General features: G+C 70.4%; 14 protein-coding genes. 11 read left to right on the top strand and 3 right to left on the bottom strand.

The genetic code is table 11. The annotated features are described in order from the left end of the window. The first annotated feature begins 106 nt into the window (after positions 1–106). The 11 genes from KVT44_RS30790 to KVT44_RS30840 all read left to right on the top strand — a co-directional run bounded on the left by KVT44_RS30790 (position 107) and on the right by KVT44_RS30840 (position 11,105). Positions 107–841, top strand: coding sequence for an SDR family oxidoreductase (locus KVT44_RS30790; RefSeq protein ID WP_190173865.1), 735 nt, complete (start codon positions 107–109; stop codon positions 839–841). Beyond that, on the top strand, positions 838–2,274 hold the full coding sequence (locus KVT44_RS30795) for an aldehyde dehydrogenase family protein (protein WP_217570223.1): 1,437 nt from the start codon (positions 838–840) through the stop codon (positions 2,272–2,274). The genes KVT44_RS30790 and KVT44_RS30795 overlap by 4 nt, the downstream gene beginning before the upstream one ends. After that, a complete protein-coding gene (locus KVT44_RS30800) occupies positions 2,274–3,476 on the top strand; it encodes a CaiB/BaiF CoA-transferase family protein (protein ID WP_217570225.1) in 1,203 nt (400 codons plus the stop codon). The genes KVT44_RS30795 and KVT44_RS30800 overlap by 1 nt, the downstream gene beginning before the upstream one ends. Positions 3,477–3,513: 37 nt before the next feature. Beyond that, positions 3,514–4,875, top strand: coding sequence for an ABC transporter substrate-binding protein (locus tag KVT44_RS30805; RefSeq protein ID WP_217570227.1), 1,362 nt, complete (start codon positions 3,514–3,516; stop codon positions 4,873–4,875). A 27-nt stretch (positions 4,876–4,902) separates the two neighbouring features. Continuing rightward, a complete protein-coding gene (locus KVT44_RS30810; RefSeq protein WP_217570229.1) occupies positions 4,903–5,094 on the top strand; it encodes a ferredoxin in 192 nt (63 codons plus the stop codon). Between the two features lie 15 nt (positions 5,095–5,109). Next, on the top strand, positions 5,110–6,477 hold the full coding sequence (locus KVT44_RS30815) for a cytochrome P450 (RefSeq protein ID WP_217570231.1): 1,368 nt from the start codon (positions 5,110–5,112) through the stop codon (positions 6,475–6,477). 61 nt (positions 6,478–6,538) lie between these two features. Further along, on the top strand, positions 6,539–8,200 hold the full coding sequence (locus KVT44_RS30820; protein ID WP_217570233.1) for an OB-fold domain-containing protein: 1,662 nt from the start codon (positions 6,539–6,541) through the stop codon (positions 8,198–8,200). Next, on the top strand, positions 8,197–9,093 hold the full coding sequence (locus tag KVT44_RS30825; RefSeq protein ID WP_217570235.1) for an alpha/beta hydrolase: 897 nt from the start codon (positions 8,197–8,199) through the stop codon (positions 9,091–9,093). Before KVT44_RS30820 ends, KVT44_RS30825 begins: the two co-directional genes overlap by 4 nt. Beyond that, a complete protein-coding gene (locus KVT44_RS30830) occupies positions 9,090–9,608 on the top strand; it encodes a DoxX family protein (protein WP_217570237.1) in 519 nt (172 codons plus the stop codon). Before KVT44_RS30825 ends, KVT44_RS30830 begins: the two co-directional genes overlap by 4 nt. Continuing rightward, positions 9,608–10,426, top strand: a complete 819-nt coding sequence (locus KVT44_RS30835) for an NAD(P)-dependent oxidoreductase (protein WP_217570239.1) — start codon at positions 9,608–9,610, stop codon at positions 10,424–10,426. Before KVT44_RS30830 ends, KVT44_RS30835 begins: the two co-directional genes overlap by 1 nt. 112 nt (positions 10,427–10,538) lie before the next feature. After that, entirely contained in the window at positions 10,539–11,105 is a 567-nt protein-coding gene (locus tag KVT44_RS30840) for a TetR/AcrR family transcriptional regulator (RefSeq protein ID WP_217570241.1), read from the top strand. On the opposite strand, the gene KVT44_RS30845 is transcribed toward KVT44_RS30840, so the two are convergent. The 3 genes from KVT44_RS30845 to KVT44_RS30855 form a co-directional block, all read right to left on the bottom strand. Continuing rightward, positions 11,059–11,787: an alpha/beta hydrolase fold domain-containing protein gene (locus tag KVT44_RS30845; RefSeq protein ID WP_217570243.1), complete on the bottom strand. Its 729-nt coding sequence runs from the start codon at positions 11,785–11,787 to the stop codon at positions 11,059–11,061. The genes KVT44_RS30840 and KVT44_RS30845 overlap by 47 nt on opposite strands. Next, complete coding sequence (locus KVT44_RS30850; RefSeq protein ID WP_217570244.1) at positions 11,777–12,496, bottom strand: enoyl-CoA hydratase/isomerase family protein; 720 nt, start codon at positions 12,494–12,496, stop codon at positions 11,777–11,779. Before KVT44_RS30850 ends, KVT44_RS30845 begins: the two co-directional genes overlap by 11 nt. A 109-nt stretch (positions 12,497–12,605) precedes the next feature. After that, positions 12,606–13,613 (bottom strand): ferredoxin--NADP reductase, encoded by a 1,008-nt coding sequence (locus KVT44_RS30855; protein ID WP_217570247.1) that lies wholly within the window; start codon positions 13,611–13,613, stop codon positions 12,606–12,608. Positions 13,614–13,654: the final 41 nt, after the last annotated feature.

The following is a 13,654-nucleotide window of genomic DNA, read 5'->3' on the forward strand; positions in this document are numbered from 1 at the left end:
GGCCGGTCCTCGCCTTCTCTCGTCTGCCATGACGTTCTCGTTTCCGGAATATTGATTTGCGTAGGCTGAGAATGTAGTTTCCACCACATCCGAGCAAGGAGGCAGGATGCGGTTCCAGGACAAGGTTGCGATCGTCACCGGCGCGGGCCAGGGCATCGGCGAGGGCTATGCCCGGGCACTGGCGGCCGAGGGCGCACGCGTGGTGGTCGCCGAACTCAACGAGGAACAGGGCGAGCGGGTCGCCAAGGAGATCGGCGACGCGGCCCTGTTCGTCAAGGTGGACGTGGCCGACCCGGCATCGGCGGAGGCGATGGCGGCCGCCGTGATGGCGGAGTTCGGACGCATCGACTACCTGGTCAACAACGCTGCCATCTTCCACAGCATGAGGCGCGACGGCCTCACCACGGTCCCCCTCGACTACCTCAACCGCTTCCTCCAGGTGAACCTGATGGGCGCGCTGCACTGCACCCGCGCCGTCGTCCCGCACATGCCCGAGGGCGGCGCCATCGTCAACCAGTCGTCCACCGCCGCCTGGCTCGGCGGGGGTTACTACGGACTGGCCAAGGCCGGGATCAACAGCCTGACCGCCTCGCTCGCCGCCGAACTCGGCGGCAAGAACATCCGGGTCAACGGGATCGCGCCGGGCCCCACGGACACCGACGCCACCCGGAGCATCGTGCCCAAGGAGTTCCAGGAGCAGATGACGAACAGTCTGGCCATCAAGCGGATGGGCACGCCCGAAGACCTGGCGCCCGCCGTCCTGTTCCTGCTCTCCGACGAGGCGCGCTGGCTGACCGGTCAGGTCGTCAGCGTCGACGGCGGACAGGTGGTCCGGCTGTGAAGCGCCTGCTCATCGACGGCCGGCTCGTCGAGACCGAGAAGACCTTCCCCTCGCTCAACCCCGCGACCGGCGAGGTGCTCGACCAGGCCCCCGACGCCACGGCCGCCGACGCCGAAGCCGCCGTCGCCGCCGCCCGCCGCGCCTTCGACACCACGAGCTGGGCGACCGACACCGCCCGGCGCCTGCGCTGCCTCCGCCACCTGCACCAGGCGCTGACCGACCATCAGGAAGAGCTGCGCGACCTGACGATCGCCGAGGTCGGCGCGCCCCGCATGCTCACCCACGGCCCCCAGCTGGACGAGCCGATCAAGCTGGTCTCGTACTACACCGACCTGCTGGAGAAGTACCCCCTGACCGAGGAGCTCGGCGAGACCGAGATCCGCGGTCAGCGCCACCGCCGCTGGGTGGAGAAGGAGGCGGCCGGGGTCGTCGCCGCGATCATCCCGTACAACTACCCGAACCAGCTCGCGCTCGCCAAACTGGTCCCCGCGCTCGCCGCCGGCTGCACGGTCGTCCTCAAGGGCGCCCCGGACACCCCGCTGACCACGCTGTACCTGGGTGAACTGATCGCCGAGCACACGGACATCCCGCCCGGCGTCGTCAACGTCATCGTCTCCTCCGGGGTCGAGGTCGGCGAGGTGCTCACCAAGCACCCCGACGTCGACATGATCACCTTCACCGGCTCCACCGCGACCGGCCGCCGGATCATGGAGGCCGCGAGCGCCACCGTGAAGAAGGTCTTCCTGGAACTCGGCGGTAAGTCCGCCATGATCGTGCTCGACGACGCCGACTTCCGCGCCGCCTCCATGTTCGCGGCCTTCACCATCTGCTCCCACTCGGGACAGGGCTGCGCCCTCACCTCCCGGCTGCTCGTGCCGAGGGAGCACCACGACGAGATCGTCGCCATGGTCGCGGCCGGCCTCGAACGCGTGTCGTACGGCGATCCGACCGACCCCAAGACCTTCATGGGGCCGCTCATCAGCGAGCGCCAGCGCGACAAGGTCGACGGCATGGTGCAGCGCGCCGTCGCGGCCGGCGCCACGCTGGTCACCGGCGGCAAGCGCGTCGACCCGGGCTTCTTCTACACGCCCACCCTGCTCGCCGACGTCGACCCGGCCAGCGAGATCGCGCAGGACGAGGTCTTCGGACCGGTGCTCGCGGTCATCCCCTACGACGGCGAGGACGACGCCGTACGCATCGCCAACGACTCGATCTTCGGCCTGTCCGGCGCGGTGCACAGCGCCGACGACCAGCGGGCCGTCGCCGTGGCGCGCCGGATCCGTACCGGCACCTTCAGCATCAACGGCGGCAACTACTTCTCCCAGGAAGTCCCCTTCGGCGGCTACAAGCAGTCGGGCGTCGGCCGGGAGAGCGGCGTCGCCGGACTGGAGGAGTTCCTGGAGACCAAGTCCTTCGCGGTGGTGGTCCCGTAATGCGTCCGCTCGAAGGCATCCGCATCCTTGAAGTCGCCATGTACGGCTTCGTCCCCTCGGCGGGAGCCGTGCTCGCCGACTGGGGCGCGGACGTCATCAAGGTCGAGCACGCCGTCACGGGCGATCCACAGCGCGGCCTGCGGCAGACCGGCACGCTGCGCGTCGAGGGCGACCCTAACCCCAACATCGAGCACGCCAACCGGGGCAAGCGCAGCCTCGGCCTCGACATGACCCGGCCCGAGGGCAAGGAAGTCCTCCACGACCTGGCCCGCCGCTCCGACGTGTTCCTCACCAGCTTCCTGCCCGGACACCGGCGGCGGTTCGGGATCGACGTCGACGACATCCGCGCGGTCAACCCCCGCATCATCTACGCCCGTGGCAGCGCGCTCGGGCCGCGCGGACCGGAATCCGAGAAGGGCGGGTACGACATGACCGCCTTCTGGGCCCGGGGCGGCACCGCCGCCAGCATCACCCCGCCCGGTGTCGAGGGCATGATCAGCCCCACACCCGCCTACGGGGACACCATCTCCGGCACCAACCTCGCCGGAGGCATCGCGGCGGCACTGCTGCGACGCGAGCGCACCGGCGAACCGTCGGTGGTGGACGTCTCCCTGCTCGGCAGCGGCGTGTGGGCCAACGGCCAGGCCACCGCGGTCTCGTTGCACCTCGACAAGTCCTGGGTGGCACCGGTGCCCGGTGCCCACGGCTCGCCGATCAACCCGCTGTCCGGCATCTACGCCACGGCCGACGATCGCTATCTGGCCTTCGTCATGCTCCAGCCCGGAAAGTTCTGGGCCGACGTGTGCCACCACATCGACCACCCCGAGCTGGCCGACGACCCCCGCTTCGCCACGGCGGAGCTGCTCGCCGCGAACACCGAAGAGGCCGTCAAGATCCTGCGGACGGTACTGGCCGGCCGCACCCTCGCCGAGTGGACCGAACGCTTCGCCACCCTTGCCGGGCCGTGGGCCCCGGTGCAGGACACCCTGCAGGTGGGCGCCGACGCGCAGATCCGGGCGAACGAGTACCTGCTCCGGGTCGGCGAGATCGATCTGGCCGCCAGCCCCGTGCAGTTCGACACCACCGCTCCCGCACTCGGGCCGGCGCCCGAGTTCGCTGCCCAGACCGAGGAAATCCTCAGGGAACTGGGACTGGACTGGCCCCGCATCATCGAGCTGAAAGAAGCGGGCGCGGTCGCCTGACCACCCTTTTTTCGGGGAACGAAATCGAGGAGAACCGATGAGACGCTTGCTCATCGCTGTGGCCGTCCTGGCCCTGGCCGGGTGTTCCGCCCGCTCCACCACGTCGCCGAGCGGCGACAAGCCCTCCGCTTCGGCGTCCGACTCCGCCGCGGCGGCCGACTTCGGCACGCTCAGACACGTCTGCCACTCCGGCACCGCCAAGGCCTCCACCTCCCAGGGAGTCACCAACTCCGAGATCAAGGTCGGCGTCTTCAGCGACGTCGGCTTCACCAAGAACGCGGAGTTCGTCGACGCGGCCAAGGTGTTCACCTCCTGGTGCAACGACGCGGGCGGCATCAACGGACGCAAACTCGTTCCCGTCACCCACGACTCCAAGCTCGTCGAGGTCCGCCAGCGGATGATCGAGGCCTGTCGCTCGGACTTCGCGCTCGCCGGCGGCGGCGCCGCGCTCGACGGCATGGGCGTCAAGGACAGGCTGAACTGCCTGCTCCCCGACTTCCCCGCGCAGACCAGCCAGGCCATCGGATCGGACCTCCAGGTGACCGTCCAGGGCGCCGCGACCGGTTACTCGCCCTACGGCGGCTACTTCTCCTGGCTGCTCAAGGAGGCGTACCCGGCATCGGCGAGCAGCGTCGGCGTCATCGCCGGTGACTCCCCGGTCGTCAAGGACATCACCGCGCAGGACAAGGAGACGCTGACCGCGGCGGGCGGCAAGATCACCTACTCGGACCTGTATCCGGCCCAGGGCGTGTCCGACTGGACGCCGTACGCCCAGGCCATCAAGAACAAGAAGGTCAAGGGACTGGTCTTCCTCGGCGACTTCGCCAGTCTGGCCAAGCTGGAGCAGGTACTCACCAACATCGGCTACGCACCCGACTGGATCGACGCCAACAGCAACGCCTACGGCCCCGCCTTCATCCAGCTGGCCGGTACCGCGCTGGCGAAGCAGACCAACTTCGCCGACCTCGGCGGCTTCTCGCCGCTGGAGGACGCCTCCGCCAACCCGGCGACCAAGATGGTCGAGGAGCTCTACAAGAAGTACGCCCCCAACGCCCAGGTCACCCTGCCGGCGCTGAAGGCCTTCTCCAGCTGGCTGCTGTTCGCCACGGCCGCAGGCGACTGCGCCGAGCTCACCCGCACGTGCGTGTACGACAACGCGCGCAAGCAGACCGCCTGGACCGGCGGTGGCCTGCAGGCCCCGATGGACCTGTCGTCCCCCACCGTGCCTCCCAAGTGCTTCGACCCGGTCAAGGCGACCGCCAAGGGCTGGGTGGCCGCCGACTTCAAGCCCGACACCGGCGCCTATCGCTGCAACGGGACCCCCTACAAGTTCAAGGGCACCTACACCAAGCCCATGACCCTGGCCGATGTCGGCAAGTCGTTGGCCGACCTCAAGTAGCCACCCCCGCGGCAGGAAGGAAGCGACGTGAAGGTACGGGTAGACCCGGAGCGCTGCCAGGGTCACACGCTCTGCGCCATGCGTGCTCCGGACATCTTCGAGCTCAGCGAGATCGACGGTCACTCATCGGTGATCAAGGAAGAGATCTCGGACGACCAGCAGGACGAGGCCGTCGAGGCCGTCAGGTCCTGCCCCGAGCGAGCGATCTTCATCTCCTGAGGGGAGAGCAATCCGATGACCACGGACGACACCGTCAACGACGACCCCAAGAGGAACCCGGTGCACTTCGACCGGCACACTCCCGAGTACCGCCACGAATTCCAGGCGGTCACCCAGGAGTTGCAGTCCAAGTGCCCCATCGCCTGGTCGGAGACCTACGGCGGTCACTGGGTCGCCAGTGGCAACCGCGAGGTCTTCGAGCTGGCCCGGTCCGCGGAGTTCCTCTCCAACGACCATGACGTCAAGGGCGAGCGGCGCGGGTACCAGGGCATCACCATCCCGCCGCCGCCCCGGGCGAAGGCCGTCAGGGGCGGGTTCCTCGAGATGGATCCGCCCGAGCAGCGCTACTACCGCCAGACGCTCAACCCCTATCTGTCGCCCGCCGCCATCAGCCGCTGGATTCCGCTGATCGACGAGGTGGCGCGCGCCTGCATCGACGAGAAGATCGAGTCGGGGCGGATCGACTTCGTCGACGACCTCGCCAACGTCGTGCCGGCCGTGCTCACGCTCGCCATGATGGGCATCCCGGTCAGGAAGTGGACCCTCTACAACGAGGCGGCCCACGCCTCGGTCTACACACCGCCGAACTCGCCCGACCAGGCCCGCGTCGTCGAGCTGCAGAAGGCGATGGGCATGGACCTGGCCATGACCATCGCGGAGATCCGGCAGACACCGCGGCCGGGTCTGGTGGACGCCCTGGTCCGCGCGGAGATCAACGGCCAGACCCCGCCCGACGACGAACTCCTCGGTGTGCTGGCCCTGTTGATCGGCGGCGGCTTCGACACCACCACGGCGCTCACCGCGCACGCGCTGGAGTGGCTCTCGGAGCACCCGGCCGAGCGGGACCGCCTCAGCCGGGACCGCAAGGCACTGCTGGACTCCGCGACCGAGGAGTTCCTGCGCTTCTACGCCCCCGCGCCCGGGGACGGGCGGACCTTCTCCGCGGACTGCGAGATCGCCGGCACCCGGTTCAAGGAGGGCGAACGGCTCTGGCTGTCCTGGGCGATGGCGAACCGGGACCCGCAGGTGTTCCCGGAGCCCGACTCCATCGACATGGAACGCAAGGGGAACCGGCACAGCAGCTTCGGTCTCGGCATCCACCGCTGCATCGGCTCCAACGTGGCACGCACGGTGTTCAAGCGGATGGTCACCCAGGTCCTCGACCGGATGCCCGACTTCCGCTGCGACCCCGAGGGCGCGGAGCACTACGAGACCATCGGCGTCATCCAGGGCATGCGGCACCTCCCGGCGACCTTCACGCCGGGCCCCCGGACCGGTGCCGGACTCGACGAGACCCTGGAGACCCTCCAGAGGGTCGTCGACGAACAGCGGCTCGCCGAGCCGGTCACGGTACGCAAGGGGCAGGCGAGGATCGACCGCTGATCTTCGGCGGCCCGTCAGGAGTACGTGTGCCACCCGAGCGGTGGCACGGTGAGGAGACGATGTGGCCGGACCCACGGCACGTCCGCTGCCGGTGATCACGGAGGAGAACGAGTTCTTCTGGACCTCCGGCGCGGACGGCCGGTTGCGCCTGACGGAGTGCGAGTCCTGCTCGGCCCTGCTGCATCCACCCCAGCCCGTCTGCCGCTACTGCCGGGGGCACGAGACCGGGGTGCGGGCCGTCTCCGGGTACGCGACGCTGATCGGCTTCACCGTCAACCACCGGTTCAGCGCGCCCGGCATGCCCGCGCCCTACGTGGTGGCGCAGGTCGCCGTCGAGGAGGACACCCGGGTCCGGCTCACTACCAACCTCGTGGAATGCGACCCCGACGAGCTCGAACTGGGCATGCGGCTGGAGGTCGTCTTCGAACAGGTCGAGGACGTATGGCTGCCGCTCTTCCGCCCCGCGGCCGAGCAGGGGCCCCCGGCTCCGCTGCCCTCGGACGAGGTGGAACCCGAGCACATGCGGCGCCACATACGCCCCATGGCCACGCCCGAGAAGTTCGAGGACAAGGTCGCGATCAGCGGCATCGGGATGTCGGAGATCGGGCGCCGGCTGATGGTCCCTCCGCTGTCGCTGACCGTGCGGGCCTGCGAACGCGCCGTCGCGGACGCGGGCCTGACCCTCGACGACATCGACGGCCTGGCCACCTACCCGGGCGCGGGCGCCTACGGCGGCTTCGCCGAGGGCGGCATCACCGCGCTGGAGGACGCCCTCGGCATCAGGCCGACCTGGTACAACGGCGGCGCCGAGACCTTCGGTCCGGGCGGCTCGCTCATCGCCGCGATGCTGGCCGTCGCGGGGGGACTCGCCCGGCATGTGCTGTGCTTCCGTACGGTCTGGGAGGCCTCCTACGGCGAGCTGATCCGGCGCGGCCGGATCACCCAGGAGGCCGGTCGCAGAGTCACGGGCTGGCAGAAGCCCTTCGGGGCGATCTCGGCGGCCCACACCCTGGCCCAGAACGCCCAGCGGCACTTCCACCGTTACGGCACCTCGCGCGAGACGCTGGGCTGGATCGCGCTCAACCAGCGTGCGAACGCCGCGCTCAACCCGACCGCGATCTACCGCGATCCGATGACCATGGACGACTACCTGTCGGCCAGGACGGTCACCACCCCCTTCGGGCTCTACGACTGCGACGTGCCCTGCGACGGATCGGTGGCCGTCATCGTGTCGGCCGTGGACGCCGCACGGGACCTCGCGGGGCCGCCCGTCCTGGTGGAGGCCGTCGGCACCCAGATCATGGAGCGGCTCGAATGGGATCAGAGCTCCCTCACCCATGAACCACAGGTGCTCGGCCAGTCCGCCCACCTGTGGACGCGCACGTCACTGCGTCCCTCGGACGTCGACGTGGCCCAGCTCTACGACGGCTTCACCTTCAACTGCCTCTCCTGGATCGAGGGGCTCGGCTTCTGCGGCATCGGTGAGGCCAAGGACTTCCTCGACGGAGGCAAGAACATCGCCAGGGACGGACTGCTCCCGCTGAACACCCACGGCGGCCAGCTCTCGCACGGCCGCACCCACGGCCTGGGGCTCGTCCACGAGGCCGTCACCCAGGTGCGCGGCGAGGCCGGAGCGCGCCAGGTGGATGGTGCCCGGGTCGCCGTGACGAGCACCGGCGGTCTCACCCCGAGCGGCGTCATCCTGCTGCGGGCGGACACATGACCGGCGTCTCCCGTGTCGTCGACGTCGACGGCATCCCCGTATCGGCGCTGCTCCAGGAGGCGCGCCGGCCCCGGGCCGTCGTCCTGGCGCTGCACGGTGGGGCGGCGCACTCGGGGTACTTCGACTACCCGGGCAGGCCGCACCTGTCGCTGCTGCGCACCGGTTCGGCGCTCGGGTTCACCGTCCTCGCGCTCGACCGGCCGGGATACGGCAGCTCCGCCCCGCACGGTGGGGAGCTGGCCCCGGTGGAGCGGCGGGTCGATCTCGCCTACGCGGCGGTGGACCGGCTGCTCGCCTCACGTCCGCGCGGGGCGGGCGTCTTCGTGCTCGCGCACTCGATCGGCTGCGAGCTGGCGCTGCGCATGGCGGCCGACGAGCGGGGGAGCGATCTGCTGGGCGTGGAGATCGCCGGCACCGGGCGCCACCACCACGACGACGCGGTGGACATCCTGGGCGTACGGCACAACGAGTCGTGGCCGAGGCCGGCGGCCGGCAGCGTCCGGGACCTGCTGTGGAATCCCTCGCACCTCTACGAGGACGATGTCGTCGGCGGCGCCCGGTTCGCCTCGCCCTCGCCCTCCTACGAGGGGGTCGTGGCCAGGAGTTGGCCGCTGGTCCTTCCCGAACTCGCCCCACTGGCGCGCGTCCCCGTGCACTACAGCCTCGGCGAGCACGAGCGGGTGTGGCGGTCCGGGCCCGCGGCGCTGGCCGACATCGCGTCCCTGTTCACCGCCTCGCCGCGTGTCGTAGTCGACGAGCAGGCGGACGGCGGCCACAACTTGAGCATCGGGCTGACGGCGATGGCGTACCACCTCAAGATCCTGTCGTTCGTCGAGGAGTGTGTGCTGGCTCGCGCGAGCGCGGCACAAGAGCGGCCCGGGAGGGCGAGTTGAGCGACGCGGACGTGGCAGCGCTGCTGCTGGTACGGGTGGTCCTGGGGATCGTGATGATCGCGCACGGACTCAACCACTGGCGGGGCGGCGGCCGGATCGAGGGCACCGCCCGCTGGTTCACCGGCCTCGGCCTGCGCAGCGGCACGCTTCAGGCGTGGATGAGCGTGGTCACCGAGATCGGCGCGGGCGCCCTGCTGATCGCCGGGCTGCTCACCCCGCTGGCCTGCGCCGCGGCCATCTCGGTGATGCTGGTCGCGGGCGTCCTCGCGCACCGGCCCAACGGATTCTTCGTCTTCAGAGAGGGCTACGAGTACGTCCTCGTCCTCGCGGTGGTCTCGCTGGCCCTGGCCGTGCTGGGACCCGGGCGGCTCTCCGTGGACCATGCCGGGGACATCGAGGTGACCGGCTGGACCGGTGGCGGCATCGCCCTCGGTGTGTCCGTGGCGGCGACGGCCGGTCTGCTCGGCGTGTTCTGGCGCCCGGCACCGAAGTCGACCGAGCAGGAGGCCCGTTGATGCGCGTCGGATTCATAGGCCTGGGCAGTCAGGGCGCCCCCATGGCACGCCGGATCGTCGACGCGGGCTTCGAGACGACCCTGTGGGCACGCCGTCCCGCCTCGCTCGCCCCCTTCGACGACACGCCCGCGAAGCGTGCCGTGTCCCCCGCCGAACTGGCCGCCGCCAGCGACCTCGTGTGCGTCTGTGTCGTCGACGACGCGGACGTCGAGGAGGTCGTCGCGGGGGATCGCGGGGTGCTGGCGGGGCTTCGGCTGGGAGGGGTGATCGCCGTGCACAGCACCGTCCACCCCGACACCTGCCACCGTCTCGCCGACCGGGCCCGCGCCCACGGGGTCACGCTGATCGACGCGCCGGTGAGCGGCGGCGCCCCGGCGGCGGCCGAGGGCCGTCTGCTGGTGATGGTCGGGGGCGAGTCGGGCACCGTCCGGTTCTGCCGCAAGGTGTTCGAGACGTACGGCGATCCCGTGGTCCACATGGGCCCGTTGGGCTCGGGGCAGCTCACCAAACTCCTCAACAACGTGCTGTTCACGGCAAATCTCGCCACCGCGGCGGGCACCCTCGCACTCGGCCGGGAGTTGGACGTCGATCCCGCCGCTCTCGCCGAGGTGATGGCCCACGGCAGTGGATCGAGCTTCGCGCTGGGCCGGATCGCGGCGGCCGGCGGGAGGCTCGACCGCATCGCGGCCCAGGCCGGACCGCTGCTGCGCAAGGACGTCCGGCTGGTGGCCGATCTGGCCGGCGCGGCCAAGGCCTCGACGGGCATCGTGCTGGACGCGGCTGACACCACCCTCGCCCTGATCGAACACGAGCGCTGAGCCCCGGCCGTAAAGGCGCCGGGCGCCGAACGGTGCGTGTTCGAGGGGTCCCCCGACGGCGACGGCGAACGTAGGGTTACGTCGGCACGGTCCGTCGCGGGAGGGGTACCGGATGAAAGAGACCCGGCGCGAGGAGATCCTCGAGGCGGCCCTGCGGGTGTTCGCGGAGCGGGGCTACCGGGGGACCTCGATCGACGCGGTCGCCGAGCGGGCGGGACTGACCCGGCAGGGCGTGCTGCACTACTTCCCGAGCAAGAAGAAGCTCTTCATGGCGCTCCTGCGCTTCAGGGAGGACCTCAACCGCGAGCACCTCGTCGGCCACGACGACAAGGACGACTGGCCGGGGCTGTTCGCCGAAGTGGTCGCCTACGACCACACCTACCCCTGCCTGGCCCAGGTTCACAGCGTGATGCTGGCCGAGGGCGTCACGGGAGCGGACCCGGCGCAGCAGTACCTGCACGACCACTACGAGACCATGCAGACGCTGATGATCGCCCGGCTCACCGAGCGGTACGGCGAGCGCCTTCCCAGCGGTCTGGCCCCGCGGGCCGCGGCCCGGGCCATGCTGGCGATGCTCGACGGCATGCAGCAGCAGTGGCTGCTGGACGGCGAACAGGACGACTATCCCGAGATCATGCGGGATGTGCTGTCCGTGCTGCTGGGGTCCACGCCCGTATGAAGTCGCCCATGGCGGTGACGGTCTCCGGGTGCGGGCTCGTCGCGTCGGGCCGGATCCGCAGGTCCACCGTGACCCCGGAGTGCGCCGCGCGGGTGGCGAACCCCAGGGAGTCGTCCAGCAGGGGATCGGTGCCCGCCGCGAGCAGCTGGATCGGGGGCAGCCCGTGGAGGTTGGCGTGCAACGGGCTCAGCAGCGGATCGGTCGGCGAGGTGCCCGCGGCGTAGTGGGCGCAGCGGCGCCGCAGTTCGGAGACGTCGAAGGTCGGATCGGCCGCCGCGTTGAGCAACAGGCTCGGGGAGTCCAGGGTCAGGTCGAGCAGCGCCGAGTTCAGCGCCCCGCACAGGGGCGGCGGGGCTCCGAGGTCCCGCAGCCGTACCAGCAGGGCCGCCGCGAGCCCGGCCCCCAGCCGCTCGCCCGCCACCGCCACCGGTCCCCTGGACTCGCAGTAGTCGTACGCGGCGTGCACGTCGTCCAGCGCGTCGGGGAAGGTGCCCCCGTAGCGGGCGCAGACCACGACGGCGTCCGTCCACAGGGCGAGGCGGCCGGCCAGGTTGAGCGCGGCCTCCGGGGTGCACGAGAGATGCCGGTCGCCGTGCAGATAGAGCACGACCGGTTCGGTGCCGCCGGGCGGCCGTACGACCGGACCGACGGGGCTCGTCTCCACCTGGACCTCACTTGCCACGGGACATCACCTTCTCCGCTGCTTTCCAGTGTTCGTCGGCCACCCACAGGCGGGCGAAGGCGCGTGCCGCCTCGGTCGCCGGTAGGGCGCCGCTCATGACGTGCTTGATCTCCCGCGCCGGGACGGAGGCGAGAGAGCGGGCCAGGGCGCGCCACCCCCGGTCGAAGTCGGCCCGCGGCAGCACCCGGTCGATCACCCCGAGCCGCTGGGCCTCCTCGGCGCCGAGCACGGTTCCGGAGCCGGCGAGCATCAACGCCCGCCCCCTGCCGATCAGTTCCGCGAGCCGTTCGGCGCCGCCCCACGCGGGCATGATCGCGAGGTTCACCTGGGTGAAGCCGATCCTGATGTCGTCCGCGGCCACCCGGATGTCGGCGGCCATGGCGAACTCGGCGCCACCGCCCAGGGCATGGCCGTTTAGGGCGGCGATCACCGGGCCGGGGAAGTGCGCGAGCCGGTCACAGATCCCGCGCATCCGCAGGGCCATGGCCGTCGCCTCGTCCTCGGTGCGGATCGCGGCCAGTTCCTTCAGGTCGCCGCCCGAGACGAACGCCCGGTCGCCCGCGCCCCTGACGACCAGGGCCAGGGCGTCGGCGGCCGCGTCGAGGGCCTTGTCCAACTGGTCCATGGTGGCCGGCGCGATGGCGTTGCGGGCGTGCGGACGGTCGATGGTGATGACCGCGAGCCCCTGGTCCAATTCAAGATCAACCATGCAGGCTTCTCCATGAGGGAGAGTTAGATTCTCGCTGAATGAATATCATATTCTTACGAAGGGTGGCGGTCCAGACCGACACCGCCCGCTTCTGGTCGCGCGGCGCACGTCAGTCCTCGTAGACGACGGTGATGTCCGGGGTCACCGGCTCGCCCTGACAGGTCAGCACCCAGCCCTCGGTGACCTCGTCGTCGTCGAGCGCGTTGTTGACCCGCATCTTGGCCTCGCCCTCGGTGACCCGGGCGATGCAGGTGCCGCAGTTGCCCGACTCGCAGGAGAAGGGCGGCATGAGACCGGCCCGGCGCGCGCTCTCCAGCAGGGTCTCGCCGGAGTGCCGCGGCACCGAGCGCCGCTTGCCGGCGAGGACGATGCTGACCGTGCCCTCCTTCTCCGCCGGGGCCGCGCTCCCGCTTCCCGGGCTGCCGGGAGTCTCCTCGGCCGCCGGGGTGAAGCGCTCGGCGAAGATCTGCTCGGCCTCGACGCCGTGCACGAGCAGGGCGCGCTCCGCCAGGTCCATGAAGGGCGCGGGGCCGCAGAGATAGAAGTCCGCGTCCACGTCGACGCCGGCGAACCCGCGCACCTGGAGATCCGTGATGAACCCCCCCTGGTCGTCCAGGTGGTGGCGGATCTCGAACCGGTCCGGGTGTCGCTCGGCCAGTTCGGTCAGCGCGGACCCGAAGATGATCGAGTCGGCGTCCCGGTTGGCCGACAGGACGCGGACGCGCCGGTTCGTCGTCGCCAGCGCGGTCTTGACGAGCGACAGAACAGGCGTGATGCCGCTGCCCCCGCAGTAGGCCACCAGGGGCTCGTCGGTCTCCCGCAGACAGAACACCCCGGCGGGCGCCGTGGTCTCTATGACGTCGCCGGGTGCGAGATGTTCGTGCATCCAGTTCGACACCAGGCCGCCCGGCACGCGCTTCACCGTCGTCATCAACTCGTCGTCGGTCTCCGGGGAACTCGACATCGAGTAACTGCGCAGGGCGCCACAGGCCCTGACCGTCAGGAACTGCCCGGCCCGGTAGGGGAACGGGGCGTCGAGCACGTATGTGCGCGTGTCGGCTGTCTCCTGGACGATCCGCTTGATCCGGACCGGGTGGAAGCCGTGGTCTCGTACCATGTATGGAATTTAGCTTCTCCCTCTGCGAGAGTGCAATTCTC

Source organism: Streptomyces sp. GbtcB7 (genome assembly GCF_019091445.1).
GTDB classification, from domain to species: domain Bacteria; phylum Actinomycetota; class Actinomycetes; order Streptomycetales; family Streptomycetaceae; genus Streptomyces; species Streptomyces mirabilis.